At 70.8% G+C, this 18,425-nt stretch carries 18 protein-coding genes and 3 tRNA genes; 14 read left to right on the plus strand and 7 right to left on the minus strand.

Annotated elements, in window-relative coordinates:
- The first annotated feature begins 5 nt into the window (after nucleotides 1-5).
- From nuoL to IEY17_RS16485, 5 genes are all read left to right on the plus strand, one after another.
- Nucleotides 6-2,009: an NADH-quinone oxidoreductase subunit L gene (nuoL, locus tag IEY17_RS16465; RefSeq protein ID WP_229680226.1), complete on the plus strand. Its 2,004-nt coding sequence runs from the start codon at nucleotides 6-8 to the stop codon at nucleotides 2,007-2,009.
- Nucleotides 2,010-2,094: 85 nt separating this feature from the next.
- Nucleotides 2,095-3,672, plus strand: a complete 1,578-nt coding sequence (locus IEY17_RS16470) for an NADH-quinone oxidoreductase subunit M (RefSeq protein ID WP_188988655.1) — start codon at nucleotides 2,095-2,097, stop codon at nucleotides 3,670-3,672.
- A gap of 38 nt (nucleotides 3,673-3,710) precedes the next feature.
- Nucleotides 3,711-5,252: an NADH-quinone oxidoreductase subunit NuoN gene (gene nuoN, locus IEY17_RS16475; protein ID WP_188988771.1), complete on the plus strand. Its 1,542-nt coding sequence runs from the start codon at nucleotides 3,711-3,713 to the stop codon at nucleotides 5,250-5,252.
- 46 nt (nucleotides 5,253-5,298) lie between these two features.
- Complete coding sequence (locus IEY17_RS16480; protein ID WP_308424001.1) at nucleotides 5,299-6,327, plus strand: polyprenyl synthetase family protein; 1,029 nt, start codon at nucleotides 5,299-5,301, stop codon at nucleotides 6,325-6,327.
- 238 nt (nucleotides 6,328-6,565) lie between these two features.
- Nucleotides 6,566-7,720, plus strand: a complete 1,155-nt coding sequence (locus tag IEY17_RS16485; protein ID WP_188988660.1) for a sunset domain-containing protein — start codon at nucleotides 6,566-6,568, stop codon at nucleotides 7,718-7,720.
- A 70-nt stretch (nucleotides 7,721-7,790) separates the two neighbouring features.
- On the opposite strand, the gene IEY17_RS16490 is transcribed toward IEY17_RS16485, so the two are convergent.
- Nucleotides 7,791-8,231: an Lrp/AsnC family transcriptional regulator gene (locus IEY17_RS16490; protein ID WP_188988662.1), complete on the minus strand. Its 441-nt coding sequence runs from the start codon at nucleotides 8,229-8,231 to the stop codon at nucleotides 7,791-7,793.
- A 74-nt stretch (nucleotides 8,232-8,305) separates the two neighbouring features.
- Here IEY17_RS16490 and ddaH point away from each other — a divergent pair, with 74 nt between their 5' ends.
- A complete protein-coding gene (ddaH, locus tag IEY17_RS16495; RefSeq protein ID WP_346071923.1) occupies nucleotides 8,306-9,160 on the plus strand; it encodes a dimethylargininase in 855 nt (284 codons plus the stop codon).
- Between the two features lie 220 nt (nucleotides 9,161-9,380).
- Nucleotides 9,381-10,256, plus strand: a complete 876-nt coding sequence (gene htpX / locus IEY17_RS16500; protein WP_188988664.1) for a zinc metalloprotease HtpX — start codon at nucleotides 9,381-9,383, stop codon at nucleotides 10,254-10,256.
- 4 nt (nucleotides 10,257-10,260) lie between these two features.
- Here htpX and rfbA read toward each other — a convergent pair whose 3' ends face one another.
- From rfbA to IEY17_RS16525, 5 genes are all read right to left on the minus strand, one after another.
- Nucleotides 10,261-11,142 carry a glucose-1-phosphate thymidylyltransferase RfbA gene (gene rfbA, locus IEY17_RS16505; protein WP_188988666.1) on the minus strand — a complete coding sequence of 294 codons (882 nt, stop codon included), beginning with the start codon at nucleotides 11,140-11,142 and terminating at the stop codon, nucleotides 10,261-10,263.
- Between the two features lie 129 nt (nucleotides 11,143-11,271).
- The gene (locus IEY17_RS16510; protein WP_188988668.1) at nucleotides 11,272-11,763 is read right to left on the minus strand and encodes a YajQ family cyclic di-GMP-binding protein; all 492 of its coding nucleotides are present in this window, start codon (nucleotides 11,761-11,763) and stop codon (nucleotides 11,272-11,274) included.
- 47 nt (nucleotides 11,764-11,810) lie between these two features.
- Nucleotides 11,811-11,978, minus strand: a complete 168-nt coding sequence (locus IEY17_RS16515; protein ID WP_188988670.1) for a hypothetical protein — start codon at nucleotides 11,976-11,978, stop codon at nucleotides 11,811-11,813.
- Between the two features lie 67 nt (nucleotides 11,979-12,045).
- Nucleotides 12,046-12,127, minus strand: a tRNA-Tyr gene (locus IEY17_RS16520).
- An 83-nt stretch (nucleotides 12,128-12,210) separates the two neighbouring features.
- Nucleotides 12,211-12,519, minus strand: coding sequence for a hypothetical protein (locus IEY17_RS16525; protein WP_229680227.1), 309 nt, complete (start codon nucleotides 12,517-12,519; stop codon nucleotides 12,211-12,213).
- A gap of 82 nt (nucleotides 12,520-12,601) precedes the next feature.
- On the opposite strand from IEY17_RS16525, the gene IEY17_RS16530 reads away from it, so the two are divergent.
- On the plus strand, nucleotides 12,602-12,853 hold the full coding sequence (locus IEY17_RS16530; protein ID WP_188988672.1) for a hypothetical protein: 252 nt from the start codon (nucleotides 12,602-12,604) through the stop codon (nucleotides 12,851-12,853).
- Between the two features lie 7 nt (nucleotides 12,854-12,860).
- Here the strand turns inward: IEY17_RS16530 and IEY17_RS16535 are convergent, their stop codons facing one another.
- Nucleotides 12,861-13,277: a TIGR03668 family PPOX class F420-dependent oxidoreductase gene (locus IEY17_RS16535; RefSeq protein ID WP_188988674.1), complete on the minus strand. Its 417-nt coding sequence runs from the start codon at nucleotides 13,275-13,277 to the stop codon at nucleotides 12,861-12,863.
- A 28-nt stretch (nucleotides 13,278-13,305) separates the two neighbouring features.
- Between IEY17_RS16535 and IEY17_RS16540 the strand changes: the two genes are divergently transcribed.
- The 6 genes from IEY17_RS16540 to IEY17_RS16565 all read left to right on the plus strand — a co-directional run bounded on the left by IEY17_RS16540 (nucleotide 13,306) and on the right by IEY17_RS16565 (nucleotide 18,421).
- Nucleotides 13,306-14,289: an alpha/beta hydrolase gene (locus IEY17_RS16540; RefSeq protein ID WP_229680228.1), complete on the plus strand. Its 984-nt coding sequence runs from the start codon at nucleotides 13,306-13,308 to the stop codon at nucleotides 14,287-14,289.
- A 312-nt stretch (nucleotides 14,290-14,601) separates the two neighbouring features.
- Nucleotides 14,602-17,232 (plus strand): putative bifunctional diguanylate cyclase/phosphodiesterase, encoded by a 2,631-nt coding sequence (locus IEY17_RS16545; RefSeq protein ID WP_188988678.1) that lies wholly within the window; start codon nucleotides 14,602-14,604, stop codon nucleotides 17,230-17,232.
- A 115-nt stretch (nucleotides 17,233-17,347) separates the two neighbouring features.
- Nucleotides 17,348-17,420: transfer RNA gene (locus IEY17_RS16550), tRNA-Thr, on the plus strand.
- Nucleotides 17,421-17,525: 105 nt separating this feature from the next.
- Nucleotides 17,526-17,601, plus strand: a tRNA-Met gene (locus IEY17_RS16555).
- Between the two features lie 67 nt (nucleotides 17,602-17,668).
- A complete protein-coding gene (gene rpmG, locus IEY17_RS16560) occupies nucleotides 17,669-17,833 on the plus strand; it encodes a 50S ribosomal protein L33 (RefSeq protein WP_188988680.1) in 165 nt (54 codons plus the stop codon).
- Between the two features lie 129 nt (nucleotides 17,834-17,962).
- A complete protein-coding gene (locus tag IEY17_RS16565; RefSeq protein ID WP_188988682.1) occupies nucleotides 17,963-18,421 on the plus strand; it encodes a MaoC family dehydratase N-terminal domain-containing protein in 459 nt (152 codons plus the stop codon).
- The last annotated feature ends 4 nt before the right edge of the window (nucleotides 18,422-18,425 follow it).

The raw sequence follows: 18,425 nt of genomic DNA on the forward strand, positions 1-18,425 counted from the left end.
CGGCAATGATGACTACCGGGGCCTTCCTGGCCGGGGAAAACCCGGACGTGCTCGGCGCGACCGGCGCGGCGCAGGAGAACGCCTGGCTGCTGGTCGCTTTTCCCGCGCTGGGCGCGCTGATCCTGTTGGTCGCCGGCCGCCGGGCCAACGGCTGGGGCCACCTCCTCGGCTGCGCCACCGTGATCGCGTCCTTCCTCTACGGCGTCTGGCTGTTCACCTCCATCGCCGGGATGCCCGACGGCGAGCAGGTGCGCGAGTTGCACCTGTTCTCCTGGATCCCGGTCAACGCGCTGCAGGTCGACTTCGGGCTCCGGCTGGACCCGCTGTCGATGGTGTTCGTGCTGTTGATCACCGGGGTCGGAGCTCTGATCCACATCTACTCGATCGGCTACATGGCGCACGACCAGGAGGGCCGCACCGGGCGGGACAACACCGAGCGCCGCCGGTTCTTCGGCTACCTCAACCTGTTCGTCGCGGCGATGCTGGTCCTGGTGCTGGGCAACGGCTTCGTGACCCTGTACTTGGGCTGGGAGGGTGTCGGCCTGGCGTCGTACCTGCTGATCGGCTTCTGGCAGGGCCGCCCGTCGGCGGCCGCGGCGGCGACCAAGGCGTTCGTGATGAACCGGGTCGGCGACGTGGGCCTGGCGCTGGCGATCTTCCTGCTGTTCGCGAACCTGGGCACCACCCAGTACACCGAGGTCTTTGCCCGCGCCGGGGAGCTGTCGCCGGGCGTGTTGCTGGCCATCACGCTGCTGCTGTTGCTGGGTGCGTGCGGCAAGTCGGGCCAGGTGCCGCTGCAGGCGTGGTTGCCGGACGCGATGGAGGGCCCGACCCCGGTGTCAGCGCTCATCCACGCCGCGACCATGGTCACCGCGGGCGTGTACCTCATCGCCCGCGCCAACCCGCTGTTCTCGCTCTCCCCGGGCGGGCAGCTGGCGGTCACCATCGTCGGTGCGGTGACGCTGCTGGTCGGGTGCGTCATCGGCTGCGCCTACGACGACATCAAGAAGGTCCTGGCGTACTCCACCGTCAGCCAGATCGGCTACATGATGCTGGCCGTCGGGCTCGGCCCGGCCGGGTACGCGCTCGGCATCATGCACCTGCTCACCCACGGCTTCTTCAAGGCCGGGCTGTTCCTCGGCGCCGGGTCGGTGATGCACGGCATGCACGACGAGGTCGACATGCGCAAGTTCGGCGGCCTCTACCGGTACATGCCCATCACCTTCGTCACCTTCGGGCTGGGCTACCTGGCGCTGATCGGGTTCCCGTTCCTGTCCGGCTACTACTCCAAGGACGCCATCATCGAGGCGGCGTTCGGCCAGGAGGGCTGGCGCGGTTGGGTGTTCGGCGGCGCGGCGCTGCTGGGCGCGGGCATCACCGCGTTCTACATGACCCGACTGGTGCTGATGACGTTCTTCGGCGAGAAGCGGTGGGAGAACCTCAAGGCCAGCAACGGCAAGGACTTCCACCCGCACGAGTCCCCGGCGGTGATGACCGCGCCGATGGTGGTGCTGGCCATCGGTTCGGTGGCGGCGGGCATGTTCTTCGCCGGCGGCGACCGGCTGGTCGAGTTCCTGTCCCCGTCGCTGGGCACGTTGCAGGAGGCCGAGCACACCGCGATCCCGCACGCGATGATCCCGGTGCTGACCGTGGCGCTGTCCGCGCTCGGCGCGCTCATCGCGTGGCTGGTGGTCGGGCGGAAACCGGTCCCGGTGCGGCGCCCGGAGCGGGTGTCGCCGATCGTCCGCGCGGCGCGGGCGGACCTGGGCGGCAACGCGCTGAACGACCTGGTGGCGGTGCGGCCCGCGTTCGCCCTGACCCGCGCACTGGTCACTGTGGACCGCAAGGGCGTGGACGGTGCGGTCAACGGCATCGCGGGCCTGCTGGGCTTCAGCTCCGGCCGGTTGCGCCGCCTGCAGACCGGTTTCGTCCGCTCCTACGCCCTGAGCATGCTCTTCGGCGGCATCGTGGTGATCGCCGCCCTGATGGCGGTGGGGATTCCGACATGACCACTTCGCTGCGCGCCCCCCGGCGATGCCCGCTGACCTCGCCCATCCGCTGTGCACCCGGTAGGCCGATCCGGGAGGAGATCCGATGACCCTGCTCCTCGCATTGATCCTGCTGCCGATCGCCGGGTCGGTGGTGGTGGCGCTGCTGCGCGGCAACGCCGCGGCGGCCAAGTGGACCGCACTCGGGTTCTCCCTGGTGGAGCTGGTCGTCGCAGCCGCCGCGTGGGCGGCCTACGACCCCGCCGGGCCGCGGCTGCAGCTCACCAGCTCGGTGGCGTGGATCCCGGCCTTCGACATCCGGCTGTCGTTCGGCGTGGACGGCATTGCGCTGGTGATGATCGCGGTGATCGCCCTGCTCACCCCGCTGGTGCTCGGCTACAGCTGGGGCGAGCGGCTGCCGCAGGGCCGCACGCACGCCGGATTCTTCTCGCTGCTGCTGCTGGAACAGGCGCTGACGGTCGCGGTGTTCGCGGCCACCGACGTGTTCCTGTTCTACGTGCTGTTCGAGATCATGCTGATCCCGATGTACTTCCTGATCGGCGGCTACGGCGGGGAGAACCGCACCTACGCGGCGGTGAAGTTCTTCCTGTACTCGTTCCTCGGCGGCCTGATCATGCTGGCCTCGGCGATCGGCGCGTACGTCTACAGCGCGCAGGTCACCGGCCGCGGCACCTTCGACTGGGCCGCGCTGGTGCGGGTGCTCTCCGACGCGCCGACCAGCGTGCAGGTGTGGCTGTTCCTCGGGTTCTTCACCGCCTTCGCGATCAAGGCCCCGCTGATCCCGTTCCACACCTGGCTGCCGGACGCCGCGCAGCAGGCGCCGATCGGTGTCGCGGTGATCGTGGTCGGCGTGCTGGACAAGGTCGGCACCTTCGGGTTCCTGCGCTACAGCCTGCCGCTGACCCCGGAGGCGTCCCGGCAGCTGGCGCCGCTGGTACTGGCGCTGGCGGTGCTCGGCGTGCTCTACGGCTCGCTGCAGGCGTTCGGGCAGACCGACTTCAAGCGGTTCATCGCCTACGTCTCGATCGCCCACTTCGGGTTCATCGCGCTGGGCATCTTCGCGTTCACCTCGCAGGCGCAGGCCGGTTCGGTGTCCTACATGGTCAACCACAGCATCGCGACCGGCATGCTGATCCTGGTGATCGGTATGGTGATCGCCCGCGGCGGCTCCACCCGCATCGCCGACTACGGCGGCATGGCGAAGGTGGCTCCACTGCTGGCCGGGACGCTGCTGATCGCCGGGCTGAGCACCCTGTCGCTGCCCGGCACGAACTCGTTCATCAGCGAGTTCCTGGTGCTCGTCGGCTCCTTCGAGACCCGCCCGGTGCACACCGTGCTGGCCACCGTCGGCATGGTGCTGGCCGCCGTCTACGTGCTGTGGCTGTACCAGCGGACGATGCAGGGCCCGGTGCGCGGTGACGCGCTGCTGGGCACCGCTGCCGGGCCCGGCGCGGTGGCGGACCCGAACAAGCCGGGCGCGCACCGGCTGCGGGTCGCCGACCTGGGCGCCCGGGAGATCGCGGTGCTGACCCCGCTGATCGTGCTGGTGGTCGGGCTCGGCCTCTACCCGAAGCCGGTGCTGGACGTGATCAACCCGTCGGTCGCGGCAACCATGAGCGAGGTCGGCGTCACCGACCCCGCGGCCTCGCAGGGAGGTAACTGACAGTGGGTGTTCTGACGCAGGGACCGGCGGTGTCGCAGCTGCCGTCCGTCGAGATCCCGCCGATCGACTACGCGGCCATCGCCCCGGTCCTGGTGATCCTCGGCGCGGCGTGCCTGGCGATCCTGGTGGAGGCGTTCCTGCCCCGGCACCAGCGCTGGTCGGTGCAGGTCGGGTTGAGCCTGGTGGCGATCGTGGCCGCCGGGGTGGCGCTGGCGGTGTACGCCAGGCAGGGCGGCACCGGGGTGACGACGCTGTCGGACACGCTGGCCATCGACCCGCCGACGCTGTTCCTGTGGGGCACGCTGCTGGCGTTGGGCCTGGCCGCGATCCTGCTGATCGCCGACCGGTCGGTGGAGCCCGGCGGGGCGTTCGTCGCCGAGTCCCGCGCCACCGACGGCCCCGGCGCGATGAGCCGCGCGACCGCCGCGGTGGCCGGGATGCGCACCGAGGTCTTCCCACTCGCCCTGTTCTCCCTGGGCGGGATGATGGTGTTCATCGCGGCCAACGACCTGCTGACGATGTTCATCGCGCTGGAGGTGCTGAGCCTGCCGCTGTACCTGATGTGCGGTTTGGCCAAGCGGCGTCGGCTGCTGTCGCAGGAGTCGGCGGTGAAGTACTTCCTGCTGGGCGCGTTCGCCTCGGCGTTCTTCCTCTACGGCCTGGCCCTGCTGTACGGCTACGCCGGCTCGGTGAAGCTGCAGGCCATCGCCGACGCCACGGCCGGCTCGGACCGCTCGGACACGCTGCTGTTCGCCGGGCTCGGCCTGCTGCTGGTGGGGCTGCTGTTCAAGGCGTCGGTCGGCCCGTTCCACACCTGGACCCCGGACGTCTACCAGGGCGCTCCGACCGCGGTCACCGGCTTCATGGCGGCCTGCACCAAGGTCGCCGCGTTCGGCGCGATCCTGCGGGTGCTCCAGGTGGCGTTCCAGGCGTCCAGCTGGGAGTGGCACGGTGTGCTGTGGGTCATCGCGGTGGTGTCGATGGTCATCGGCGTGGTGCTGGGCCTCACCCAGCGCGACATCAAGCGGATGATCGCCTACTCCTCCGTCGCGCACGCCGGGTTCATGCTGGTCGGGGCGCTGGCGCTGACCGAGCGTGGCCTCGCGAGCACCCTGTTCTACCTGCTGGCCTACGGGTTCACCACGATCGCGGTGTTCGGCGTGATCAGCCTGGTGCGCCGGGCCGACGGTGAGGCAACTCACCTTTCCGACTGGGCGGGCCTGGCGAAGCGTTCGCCGCTGGTTGCCGCGGTGTTCACCTTCCTGATGTTCGCCCTCGCTGGCATCCCGCTGACAAGCGGTTTCGTCGGCAAGTTCGTGGTTTTCGAGGCGGCGCTGGCCGACGGGATGGCCCCGCTGGTCGTGGTGGCCCTGGTGGCCAGTGCGGTTGCGGCGTTCTTCTACCTTCGTGTCATCGTGCTGATGTACTTCAGCGAACCGGCCGCGGACGGCCCCACCGTCAGCGTGCCGGGTGCGTTCACGACAGCGGCGATCACGCTCGGGGTGGTTGTCACGTTGTTGCTGGGCGTGCTGCCGACGTTGGCGTTGGACTGGGCGAACGTCGGCGGCTTCGTGTCGTAGAGTGCTCGCCCGTAGGGCGATGTGGGGGAGCGAAGGCGACGGTGACGTGAGCAGGCCAGCGGGTGACCCGGTCAGTGAGCTGACCACGGGCGATTCGGTCGGGATCGACTTCGCCGACGAGGCGTTGGCCGACTCGGTTCGGCGGGGCATGGCCCGGGTGGAGCAGCTGCTGCACGAGTCGGTGCAGAGCGACTTCGAGTTCGCCACCCACACCTCCCTGCACCTGGTGGAGGCCGGCGGCAAGCGGTTCCGTCCCCTGTTCACGTTACTTGCGGCGGAGTTCGGTGACCCGTCCGCGGATGCGGTGATCACCTCCGCAGCCGTGGTGGAGATGATCCACCTGGCCACGCTGTACCACGACGACGTGATGGACGAGGCCACCATGCGGCGCGGCGCGACCAGCGCGAACGCCCGCTGGGACAACTCGGTGGCCATCCTGACCGGCGACTTCTTGTTCGCCCGGGCGTCCCAGCTGATCGCCGGCCTCGGCGTGGAGGCGGTCCGCCGCATGTCGGCGACGTTCGAGGCGTTGGTCACCGGCCAGATGCGGGAGACCGTGGGGGCCGGTGCGGAGGAGGACGCCGTCGAGTTCTACCTGCAGGTGATCTACGAGAAGACCGGCTCGCTGATCGCCACCGCGGGCCGCTTCGGCGCCTGGTTCGCGGGTGCCGACGAGGCGCACGTCGACTCGCTGGAGCGGATCGGCCGGATTCTGGGCACCGGGTTCCAGATCTCCGACGACATCATTGACATCGCGTCGCCGGCCGCCGAGTCGGGCAAGACGCCGGGCACCGATCTGCGGGAGGGGGTCCGGACGCTGCCGATGCTGTACGCGCTGGCGGACCCCGGTACCGATCCGCGGCTGCGCGACCTGCTGTCCCGGCCGCTGACCGAGGACGCCGAGGTGGAGGAGGCGCTGGCGCTGCTGCGCGGCTCCGCGGGGCTGGCCCGCACCCGCGCCGCGCTGGAGGAGTACGCGGACGACGCCCGCAAGGAACTCGCGGCCCTGCCGGACGTCCCGGCCCGCGACGCCCTGTCGGCCCTGGTCGACTACGTGGTGGCCCGCACTGGCTGACCGGCAGCCGCATTCGGAATGCGCGGCCTCGGTCCAGGCGCCCGATTCGTGCTCGGCGCGTGCTGGATGGCTGGCCTGACGATGGGTCGACCGGGTGATGGTGCCCTGTCGGTGTGTGCGCCCGGTCATCGCGTGCTGGGTCACGAGCCGGTCAAGGTCGGCCCGGATGCCGGTTCCGGCGTGGTAGGTATCCGAGAACGATGGCGGTGTCGCCGGAGCCATGAGGAGGACATCACTCGTGATCACCTGGCTGTTCACCCAGGTGTGGCTGTGGAGCCTCGCCGCCTTCGCCCTGGGTGCGCTGATCACCTGGTTGCTCTTCGCCCGGCCGCTCAGACGCCGCCTGGCCGAGGCCGACCAGCCCCCGGCCGACCACGACTATGACTACGACGCCCCCGCGGACCACCCGTCCGTCGCCGACGCGCCGTTGGATCTGCTGGAACCCCCGCCGCCGCGCTGGGACAACGAGCCGACCATCGGCGACTGGGAACGCCGGCCCCGCGCCTGGGTCGCCCCCGAGCAGCACGAACCCGACAGCAACACCTGGTTCCGCAGGAAGGACGAGGAAACCGCCCAGCACGCTCCGGAGCCGGACACCGCCGTGACCGCGGTCCAGCCGCGGGTGCGTGTCGACGACCCGGACACGGCGGCGCCGCGATGGCCGGAGGCCGAGCCCGCACCGAAAACGCCGCCGGCCGGGGAGCAGAAACCGGCGGTCGCGCACCAGCAGGCTGCCGGACCGAAGGTGACGGGAGCGACGGAGGCTGCCGAGCCGCTGGGCCGGCCACAAGTCGAGCCGCAGCAGCAGGCGACGGCACAGGTCGGGCAGCAGACCGCGGGGCCGCGCAAGCAGACCGATCCGAAGGTGCGGGCCGCGGAGTTGCGCACGCTGGCGGGGCTGGTGAGGCAGCAGGAGCGGACGGCGCCGGCCGCATCGGAGCAAAAGGCGACACCGACCGCGGGAGCTCCGGAGCAGGCGAATCCGACGAGCGAGTCGCGGATCACCGGGATGCTGGACGCCGAGTCCGCCGAGCCGGCCCAGTCGCGGCTGTCGGGGGAGCCGCGGTCGCTGTTCGAGCCCGCCGAGGACGGGCGGCCGGCAACGCCGAACGTGCCATCGGCCGCGGATGACGCCACGCAGGTCCTCCCGAAGATCGACGACGATGCGGCGGAGTCGGCGCCGTTGCCACGGCGCACCCCGGGGGCGGGGCCGCGGCCGGGCCGCGAGAAGGGCGGCTCCGGGCCGATGATCAAGGGCCACTCGGCGTCGCGGCAGTACCACAGCCCGGAGTCGCCGCAGTACGACCAGATCGTCGCCGACGTGTGGTTCCGCACCCCGGCCGACGCGGAGATCGCCGGTTTCGCACCCTGGAACGGTCAGCGCGCCACCTGAGCACCTGTCATCGACCGTCACCTGGCGCGGACGGCCCCGACGCCCCGGGGCCTGCGCAGGCGCAGTCCCGTCAGCCCTGCGGCGGGCGTTCCAGCAGCCGTGACAGCACCACCGTGGACACCGTGCGGCTGACGAACTCGACCGAGCGCAGCCGTTCCATGGCCTCTTCCAGGTGGTGGATGTTCGCCGCGCGCAGGTGCACGATCGCGTCGGCCTGCCCGGACACGGTGTAGGCCGCGACGACCTCCGGCAGCGGTTCCAGGCCGGCGCGGATGCGGTGCGCCGGGACGTTGCCGTTGCAGTGCACCTCCACGAACGCCTCGGTGCCCCAGCCCAGCGCCTCCGGGTCCACGACGGCGGTGAAGCCCTGCAGCACCCCGAGGTCGAGCAGCTTGTCGACCCGCCGCTTCACCGCCGGTGCGGACAGCCCCACCTCCGCGCCGATTTCGGCGTAGCTGGCCCGAGCGTCCGCCACGAGGTGCGAAATGATTCGTTGATCCAAGGCGTCCATGCGCAACATTCTGCCGCAAAGAAGGAATGGAGCGTTATTGATGGCCGGTCCCACCGCATCTTAGATTTCGATTTATGACGGCAACAACCCTCCCGGAAGCGACCACGGTTCCGACGCCGCAGGCGACCCCGCGGCACTACCTGATGTGCCCGCCGAAGTACTTCACCGTCGAGTACTCGATCAACCCGTGGATGGACCCGGGCACGCCGGTGGACGTGGACCGGGCGATGGCCCAGTGGACGGAGCTGAAGAACACCTACGAGCGGCTCGGCCACACCGTCGAGGTCATCGAACCGCAGCCGGGCCTGCCGGACATGGTGTTCGCCGCCAACTCCGCGACGGTGATCGACGGCCGCGTGCTCGGCGCCCGGTTCCGGGCACCGCAGCGGGCCGCCGAGGCCGAGCACTTCCGCCGCTGGTTCGTCACCCGCGGCTACCGCGACCTGGTCATGCCGTCGCGGATCAACGAGGCCGAGGGCGACTTCGCCTGGACCGGCCGCGTGCTGCTGGCGGGCAGCGGCTTCCGCACCGACCCGGAGGCGCACGCCGAGGCGCAGGAGGTCCTCGGCGTGCCCGTGGTGTCGCTGCGGCTGGTCGACCCGCGCTACTACCACCTGGACACCGCGCTGTTCGTGCTGCGGACCGGCGACGACGCGCAGATCGCCTACTACCCGGAGGCGTTCTCCGCCGGGTCCCGCCGGGTTCTGCAGCGGATGTTCCCGGAGGCGGTCCTCGCCGACGCGGCGGACGCCGCGTGCCTGGGCCTCAACGGCGTGTCGGACGGCCGCCACGTGGTGCTGCCGCTGGAGGCGACCGGGCTCGCCGAGCGGCTGGCCGCGCTGGGCTACGAGCCGATTCTGGTGGACGTCTCGGAGCTGCGGAAGTCCGGCGGCGGTCCGAAGTGCTGCACGTTGGAGCTGCACGCCTGAGGGGCGGGACGAGGAGCGGAGGGCGCCGCGGACCTGCGGCGCTCTCCCGCGTCACGTTGCCTTCAGCACATCCGCCCAGCGGAACTCCGGCTCGCGCCCGCACGTTCTCTCGGTGACCTTCGAGATGCGTGGAAAGGTGGCACGGGAGTCCTCTTCGGGTGCGACCGGCGATCAGCGCTTCGCGATCCGATCAGGTCCCCATTGGGCGGAGGCAGGCACAGTGCACAGTCACTTCAACGGTGTGAAGACCGCGCTGCTGTTGGGCGGCATGAGCGCGCTGGTGCTGCTGATCGGCTCGCTGTTCGGCCGCGCCGGCCTCGTCATCGCGTTCGTCGTCGCGCTCGCCCTGAACGGCTACGCGTACTTCAACTCGGCCAAGCTGGCGCTGCGCGCGATGCACGCCCGGCCGGTGTCGGAGGCCGAGCAGCCCGCGATGTACCGGATCGTGCGGGAGCTGGCGACCTCCGCGCGGCAACCGATGCCCGCGCTCTACATCAGCCCGACCCGCGCCCCCAACGCCTTCGCGACCGGCCGCAACCCGCGCAACGCCGCGGTGTGCTGCACGGCGGGCATCCTCGAACTGCTCGACGAGCGTGAACTGCGCGCGGTGCTCGGACACGAGCTCTCGCACGTCTACAACCGCGACATCCTGATTTCCAGCGTGGCCGGGGCGCTGGCCAGCGTGGTGACGTTCCTGGCCAACTTCGGGATGCTCTTCGGCATGTTCGGCAGCGAGGACGAGGAACGGCCCAACCTGTTCGCGATGCTGCTGGTGGCGCTGCTCGGGCCGATCGCCGCCGCGGTGGTGCAGATGGCGGTCAGCCGGTCCCGCGAGTACCAGGCCGACGCTTCCGGGGCGCAGCTGACCGGCGACCCGCTGGCGCTGGCGTCGGCGCTGCGCAAGCTGGAGCGCGGCACGCAGCTGGCGCCCCTGGCGCCGGAACCGCAGCTGGTCTCGCAGTCCCACCTGATGATCGCCAACCCGTTCCGCCCCGGTGAGCGGCTGACCAGGCTGTTCTCCACGCACCCGCCGATCGCCGACCGCGTCCGCCGTCTGGAGGGCATGGCGGGCCGGCAGCTGCCCCCGGCCTGGTGACCGGTCAGCCCGTGGCGCCCGCGCGGCGGGCGACCTCCATCACGTACTGCCCGTAGCCCGACTTGGCCAGCGCGCGGCCCAGCTCCAGGCACTCGTCCGCCGAGATGTAGCCCATCCGCACGGCGATCTCCTCCAGGCACGCGATCCGCACGCCCTGCCGGTGCTCCAGCACCTGCACGAACTGCCCCGCCTCCACCAGCGAGTCGTGCGTTCCGGTGTCCAGCCAGGCGAAACCGCGGCCGAGCTGGGTCAGCCGCGCCTTGCCCCGCCGCAGGTAGGCCAGGTTGACGTCGGTGATCTCCAACTCGCCGCGGTCCGACGGGGTCAGGCCCTTGGCGATGTCCACCACGTCGTTGTCGTAGAAGTACAGGCCGGTGATGGCCATGTTGGACTTCGGCTGGGCGGGCTTCTCCACGATGGACACCAGGCGGCCGTCGCCGTCGACCTCGCCGACGCCGTAGCGCTCGGGGTCGCGTACCGGGTAGCCGAACAGCATGCAGCCGTCCAGGTCGCGCACGCAGTCCCGCAGGAGTCGGGAGAAGCCCTGGCCGTAGAAGATGTTGTCGCCCAGCACCAGCGCCACCGAGTCGTCACCGACGAAGTCGGCGCCGATCACGAACGCTTCGGCGAGCCCGTTGGGCTCCGGCTGCTCGGCGTAGGAGATGCGGATGCCGAACTGCGAGCCGTCGCCGAGCAGCCGCTGGAACAGCGGCACGTCGATCGGGGTCGAGATGATCAGCACGTCCCTGATCCCGGCCAGCATCAGCACCGACAACGGGTAGTAGATCATCGGCTTGTCGTAGACCGGTAACAGCTGTTTCGACACGGCCTGCGTCAGCGGATGCAGTCGCGTCCCGCTGCCACCGGCCAGCACGATCCCCTTCACACCCGTCCCTTTCGTGCGGTGTCCGTCTTCCGGCCGTTCGCGTGCGCGCTGCGGCCCCCGCCGGGGGCGGCGCGGCGCAGGTGTTCGGCGCGCGCGGCGGCGGCCACCGCCGCGCGGGACCGATCGGACTTACCGGTAGTTCTCGAACTGCAGGGCCACGTCGAAGTCCGCGGACTTCAGCAGCTGGATGACGGCCTGCAGGTCATCCTTCTTCTTGCCCGAGACGCGCAGCTGATCGCCCTGGATCTGGGCCTGCACGCCCTTGGGGCCCTCGTCGCGGATCTTCTTGGCGATCTTCTTCGCGACGTCCTGCGAGATGCCCTGCACGATCTTGCCGGTGGCTCGGTACACCTGCCCGGAGCTGGTGGGGTCCGCGATGTCCAGCGCCTTCAGCGAGACGCCCCGCTTGATCAGCTTCTCCTTGAACACCTCGATGGCGGCCTTGCAGCGCTCCTCGGTCTCCGACTCGAGCACCACGGCGTCCGCCCCGGACCACTGGATCCTGGATCCGGTGCCGCGGAAGTCGAACCGGTTGGCCAGTTCCTTGGCCGTCTGGTTCAGCGCGTTGTCCACCTCTTGGCGGTCCACCTTGCTCACCACGTCGAAGGACGGGTTAGCCACCTGTCTACCTCCCGTTGAGAGCGCCAGCAGCGACTGATGCGGACACGCTACCGGCCACGGCTCGCCCCCGGGCGGATTACCACCACCGAGCGCGGTCCGGACTCGCCGAGCAGCGGCTTCTCGCCGCCGTCACCGCCGCGCCGCTTCTTCGTGCTGAGCAGCACACAGCAGAAGATCACCAGGTCGAGGGCTGAGCCCGCGCGGCCGTTGGCCACGGAGGACCGCGCACAGCAGAACGCCCCGGTGACCGTCTGTGCTGGTCACCGGGGCGTCCGGCGTGGGTGCCGGGTGAAGGATTCGAACCTCCGAAGGCAGTGCCGGCTGATTTACAGTCAGCTCCCTTTGGCCACTCGGGCAACCCGGCGTGCACGCCAGCATCGCTGGCTTGCGTGACAAAGGATACCCAATGCCCTCCACCCGGTTTCCAAGGGGGTTGCCTGCGCCGGATCAGCGCTGGTCGGCGCCGAAAACCAGGGCGTCCGCGCGGGACATGCCCGCGGCGAACTCCGCGGCCGCCGGCGCCGGGAGGTGCGCGCGGAAGTCCGGTCCGGCGGCCTTGGCCAGCACCATGAGCTTCTTGGCGATGCCCCGGGCCTGGGTGAGCCGGATCCGCGGGGTCGCCAGCAACCGCTGTGAGTCGGTGATCAGCTTGCGGTAGCGGTGGTTGAGGTCCGCGTGCGCGGCCACGACCGCCAGCGCCCCGGCCAGTTCCTGCAGCTCCGCGGTCGCGATCTGGGTCCGGTACGGGTCCTCCACGCCCAGCAGCCTAGTCCGGCCGGCCTGGCGCGTTCTCGCCTGAGCTTGGTGGCTGCCGGTGCGAGCGGGCTAGCCTGGCTCCATGGCCATCGATCGGGCTGCCCGCGCGAAGCGGCGCCAGGAGCAGCGGGCGGCGCAGGAGGCCGCCGCGCAGCGCGAGACGCGCTCCACCGCTTCGGTCGCGCTCGGTGTGGAGGGTCTGTTCAGCGCCGGGGCCCGCCACCAGCTCGACCAGCTGGCCTGGGTGCAGGTGCACAAGGAGGACGACCGCGAGGCCGGCGGTCCGCTCGACCTGGACTCCGACGTCGTCCACCTGGAGCGCAAGCGGCCCTGACCCGTGCTCACCCCGCGCCGGACCAGCCGCTCCAGCGCGAGACGCGGATCACGACGAGCGGTCCGGTCGGCGGTTCCTCGTGGTACTGCGGGTACTTCGCCACGAGCGCGGCGAGCAGCTCGGGGTGCGTCTCGGCCTCGGCGAGCTCCGCCTCGCCGTCGGCGCGTACCCACCACAGCCGGGACCAGTCGTCCTCGTAGTGGTCGACCAGCACCGCGACCCGGGGGTTCTCGGCGATGTTGCGCAGCCGCCGCAGCTGTCGGCTCCGCTTCGGCTTCCGGTCCACCGCAGTGACGATCACCTCACCCCGCACCGCGAAGACCACCGGCACCAGGTGCGGTCGTCCTGCCCCATTCGCGCTGGCCAGGTGGCCCACCCGCGCCTGCGCGAACCACGTGCGTGCCTGCTCTCGGCTGATGCGCATCGTCCGGTCCGGTCCGTATGTTCGGTGTGTGCCCTCGAGCGCCCCATCCACCCCAGGGTCCGCCACCGCCGCCGGCCCCGGCTACCGCGACCAGCTGTACTGGCTGCGTTACCAGGACTTCTTCCCCGGCGCCCTGCGCGTGACCGCAGACAACGCACCCGCCGAGCAGTGGTGGCCGTGGCGCGGCACCACCGTGCACCTGGACCGCGTCGAGCGGGAGCACGCGTCGACCAAGCTGATCGTGTTGCACGGCGTCGGCACGTACGGCCGGATGCTCGCGCCCTTCGGGCGGCTGCCGTCGATGGCGGACCTGGAATACCTCGCCCCCGACCTGCCCGGCTTCGGCCGCACCGGCACCGGTCGGCGCGCCGCCACCTACCGGGACTGGGTGGACTGCGTGCTGGACCTTGTCCGGTGGGAGAAAACCCGCGACGACCGGCCCATCGTGCTGCTGGGCCTGAGCACCGGCGGTCGGCTGGCCTACGACGTCGCCGCCCGCGCCGACGGGGCCGTCGCCGGGGTGATCGCCACCTGCCTGGCCGACCCGCAGCGCGGCGACGTCCGCCGCCGGCTGGCCGCGCGCCCGGAGATGGCCAAGTGGGCCGGGCTGCTCGGGCTGATCCCCAAACCCTTGGGGGTGACCCGGGTTCCGGTGCACTGGCTGGCCAACATCGCGGCGGTGTCCAACCACGCCCAGTTCGCGAACCTGGTGTGGGCGGACCCGCTGGGCGGCGGCAGCTGGCTGCCGCTGAACTTCGTGCGCAGCTGCCTGGCCGCGCCGCCCGCGGTGGCACCGGAACACTACACCGGCCCGCCGCTGCTGTTGGCGCACCCGGCGGAGGACCGCTGGACGCCGCAGCTGCTGTCGCAGCGGTTCTTCGAGCGCATCGCCGCGCCCGCCCGGTTCGCCTCGCTCACCGGCGCCGGGCACCTGCCGGTGGAGGAGTCGGGGCTGGCCGACCTGGACCGCGCGGTGCGGGACTTCCTGGACGAGTTCGGTCTCCAGTCGTGACGATGCGTTTCCGCAGGTTGCGTACCGTGTCCGCGGGTGTCGGTTGCTGCGGTGATGGTCACAAGATCTGCGGGCAAGCCGGGCCGAGCGCAAGCGACCGTGGTGCTCGCCGCGAGCTGTGGAATATGCCCTGGTCAACTCCCGGCGGCGGGTGACCGCCGCGGGACCCGCGCCGCGCGGTGGCGCGCCAGTACCGCGTGCGGCCTGCGCGACGGGAGCCATTCGCCCCTGGCCAACTGTGCTTTCGTGCGTCACGATCGGCGACGGCATACGTGTGGGACGCCCGTGCCGACCGGGTGGGGAGGAGCGTGGATGATCGAGCGTCACCGCTCCCTCGGCCAGCATTCCGGCCTGGAGCCCGCGCGGCCGCCGGTGCGGGCCGAGGTCGATCCCCGCCGGCGGCGGATGTTCGCCGGATTCTCGTTCGTGGTGCTGGCGGCCGGGGTGCTCACCTCGGTGGCGACGGCGGCCTGGCTGCCGTTCCAGTACAGCCCGGACCTGCTGTTCATCGGTCCGCTGCTGGCCATGGGCTTCCTGCTGGCCGAGCAGTTGACCATCGACGTGGACGTCAAGCGCGTCGGCTGGACGATCTCCTTCACCGAGATCCCGCTGATCCTCGGGCTGCTCACGGCCCCGTTCGAGGTGGTGCTCGCGGCGAACCTGCTGGCCGGGCTGGGCGCGCAGGTCGGACGGCGGGCGGCCACCCACGTCGTCTACAACGCCGGTGTCCTGTGCCTGGAGATCGCGGTGCCGTTCGCGGTGGCCAACGTGGTCAACCAGGCGCTGGTCGGGGTGGCCCCGGTCTGGTTCGGCCCGGTCGTCGGCACCCTCACGTCCCCGCTGATCAGCTGCGCCTTCGCGCTGGCCGCACTGCTCGTGCTGGGCGGCGCGATGCGGGTGTCGGCGGGCGCGCAGCTGGCGGTGCGCACCTTGGCCGTGGGCCTGCTCAACACCTCGGTCGGCCTGGTCAGCTACGAGGTCTCGCTGAGCACGCCGTGGGGCTGGCTGCTGGTCGCGCTGGTGGCGGTGGCCGTGATCGCCCTGTACCGGGCCTACTCAGGGCTGCTGCGCGAGCAGCGCGACCTGGAGGCCCTCAGCGACGTGAGCCTCAGCGTGGCCCGCTCCGGGCAGTCCGCCGGAGGCCCGTCCGACATGGCTGGCGGCGCGTCGGCGGCCTCGGTCGACGAGTGGGAGCCGGTCGCCGAGCGGATCCGCGAGCAGCTCAACGCGACCCGCGTGGTGCTGCGCCTGCGGCTGGACCCCAGCGGCGAGGTGAGCACGCTGGTGGCCGGTGAGCCGCTGCCCGACCTCGCCGTGCAGGCCGCGCCGTCGGCCCTGCGCGACGACCCGCTGCTGCAACTGCCCGGTAGCCACGTCCGCTCCTTCCGAACCCTGGAGGCCCCGGAGGAGGTCCGGCGCGCGTTGCGGCAACGCGGCGCGTACGAGGCGCTGGTCGTGCCGCTGCGCGGGGCGAGCCAACTGCTCGGCGCCGTGGAGGTGCACGACCGGGTCAGCCGCTGGCGCGGTTTCGGCCGTGCGGACGTGCGGCTGCTGCACACTCTGGCCAGCCACCTGGCGACCGCGATGGACAACCGCAGGCTGCTGGCCCGGCTCCGGCACGACGCCTACCACGACCCGCTGACCGGGCTGCTCAACCGCACCGGCTTCCGCGAGCGGGCCGCCGACGAGCTGCGCAACGGCCGCACCGCCGTGGTGCTGCGCATCGACCTGGACGTGCTCACCACCGTCAGCGAGGCGCTCGGCTACACCTGGGGCGACCGGATGGTCGTCGCCGCCGGGCAGCGGATGCGCGAGGAGCTGGGCGAGGTGCCGCTGGCGCGGCTGGAGGCCAACTCCTTCGCCGTGTTGCTGCTGGACCACACCGAGGCCCAGGCGCACGAGGTCGCCCAACACCTGCGCGAGGTGATCGGCGAGCCGTACCCGCTGGACCGGATCGTGGTCGAGGCCACCGGTGTGGCGGGGTACGCGTCGTCGGCACCGGCCGACGGCGAGTACGAGACCGACATCGACACCCTGCTGCAACACGCCGACGTCGCGGTGCGGGCGGCGCGCAACGGCGAGGACGGGGTGCGCTGCTACGCCCCCGCGATGGGGCAGGTCTTCCTGCGCCGCTTCCAGCTGGTCACCCAGTTCCGGCAGGCGCTGGACACCGGGCAGGTCGAGGTGCACTACCAGCCCAAGGTGGCCCTGCCGGAGCGGCAGGTGGTCGGCGCGGAGGCGCTGGTGCGCTGGTCGCACCCCGAATACGGGCGGCTCGACCCGGATGAGTTCGTACCGGTGGTCGAGGCCACCGGGCTGGTGGACGCGCTCACCTCGTTCGTCATTGAGCGCGCGCTGACCAAGATCCGGCAGTGGCTGGACCGCGGGCTGCGGATGTCGGTGGCGGTGAACCTGTCGGTGCGCAACCTGGCCGACGAGACGTTCCCGGACCGGGTCGCCGAGGCGCTGCTGCGCCACGACATCCCGCCGGAGCTGCTCACCTTCGAGCTGACCGAGTCCAGTGTGATGGCCGACCCGGAGCGGGCCCTGCCGGTGCTGCGGCGGCTGCACGCGATGGGTGTGGTGCTGGCCGTGGACGACTTCGGCACCGGGTACTCGTCGCTGGCCTACCTACGGCAGCTGCCGGTGGACGAGGTCAAGATCGACAAGAGCTTCGTGCTCGGCATGGGCACCGACCTGGGCGACATGGCGGTGGTCCGCTCCATCGTCGAGCTCGGGCACTCCCTGTCGCTCGTGGTGGTCGCCGAGGGCATCGAGGATGACGCCGCGCGGGACCTGCTGGTGGAGATGGGCTGCGACGTCGCGCAGGGCTACCTGATCTCCCGGCCGCTGTCCGAGGAGCGGTTCGAGGCATGGTTGCAGGCCCGCACCAAGCGGGGCCGCGGGGCCCGCTCCGAGACGGTGCTCACACTGCTGCACTGACCTGGTGTCCCCGGAGTCCGAAAAGCCGTGTTGACCAGGCTTTCTGCGTTAAGGGACCCCCCCTTATGCGCCGCCGCGGACGTTGTGTAGAGTTCTAATCGCTCCGCAAGGGCACGCCCCAATAGCTCAGTCGGCAGAGCGTCTCCATGGTAAGGAGAAGGTCTACGGTTCGATTCCGTATTGGGGCTCGAAAGACAGCCGCGGTGCTCGGTAAACTGGGTGCTGTGGCTGTTTTGCGTGGGATATCCTGCGTCCGCTGAGACGTACGGTGTTCGCGCCGATGGTCCCAGCATGGCGGTGTAGCTCAGTCGGTAGAGCAAGCGGCTCATAATCGCTGTGTCGCCGGTTCAAGTCCGGCCACCGCTACCAGTCACGGGTTCGCGCGGAAGCTCCAGCGAACCGTACCGGAGTACGACCGAGAGAGAAAGGCACCCCCGTGGCCGCCACCGACGTCCGACCCAAGATCACGCTGGCGTGCGAGGAGTGCAAGCACCGCAACTACATCACCAACAAGAACCGGCGCAACAACCCGGACCGGTTGGAGATGAAGAAGTTCTGCCCGAACTGCGGTACGCACAAGATGCACAAGGAAACCCGCTGATCCGGAGATTCCATCCAGCTTTCGCGAGAGCCCGTCCCTCGGCACCGGGGACGGGCTCTCGCTGTTGTGCGTGCGGGCTTGATCACTTCGGTTGACGAGGGCCCGCGACCCGTCGGGTAACCTGCCTGCGTGCCGCTCGACCAGTCATTCATCGGACGTGAGTACCCGCCCACCGCGCCCTACGAGGTGGGCCGGGAGAAGATCCGCGAGTTCGCCGACGCGATCGGGAGCACCTCCCCGCTGCACCGCGACGCCGAGGCCGCTCGTGCCGCCGGGTACCCGGACGTGATCGCCCCGCCGACGTTCGCGGTGATCCTGTCCATGGGCGCGCACGACGTGCTCGTCAACGACCCGCAGCTCGGCCTGGACTACAGCCGCGTGGTGCACGGCCAGCAGGAGTTCACCCACCACCGACCGATCCGGGCCGGGGACCGGCTGGTCACCGCGGTGCACGTGGACGACGTCAAGTCCCGCGCGGGCAACGACTTCCTGACGGTGCGTGCGGAGATCAGCACCGTCGACGGGGAACCGGTGTGCACGGCGAAGTCGACGCTGGTCGCCCGCGGCACGGCCGAGGAGGCGTCGTGAGCGG

Source organism: Saccharopolyspora thermophila (genome assembly GCF_014646075.1).
Lineage (GTDB): Bacteria > Actinomycetota > Actinomycetes > Mycobacteriales > Pseudonocardiaceae > Saccharopolyspora > Saccharopolyspora thermophila.

What these genes read in the sequence shown, in the direction of transcription:
- nuoL (WP_229680226.1), top strand. Translation starts at nt 6, where the DNA reads ATGATGACTACCGGGGCCTTCCTGGCCGGGGAAAACCCGGACGTGCTC.
- IEY17_RS16470 (WP_188988655.1), top strand. Translation starts at nt 2,095, where the DNA reads ATGACCCTGCTCCTCGCATTGATCCTGCTGCCGATCGCCGGGTCGGTG.
- IEY17_RS16490 (WP_188988662.1), bottom strand. Translation starts at nt 8,231, where the DNA reads ATGGACGCCTTGGATCAACGAATCATTTCGCACCTCGTGGCGGACGCT.
- ddaH (WP_346071923.1), top strand. Translation starts at nt 8,306, where the DNA reads ATGACGGCAACAACCCTCCCGGAAGCGACCACGGTTCCGACGCCGCAG.
- IEY17_RS16530 (WP_188988672.1), top strand. Translation starts at nt 12,602, where the DNA reads ATGGCCATCGATCGGGCTGCCCGCGCGAAGCGGCGCCAGGAGCAGCGG.
- IEY17_RS16535 (WP_188988674.1), bottom strand. Translation starts at nt 13,277, where the DNA reads ATGCGCATCAGCCGAGAGCAGGCACGCACGTGGTTCGCGCAGGCGCGG.
- IEY17_RS16545 (WP_188988678.1), top strand. Translation starts at nt 14,602, where the DNA reads ATGATCGAGCGTCACCGCTCCCTCGGCCAGCATTCCGGCCTGGAGCCC.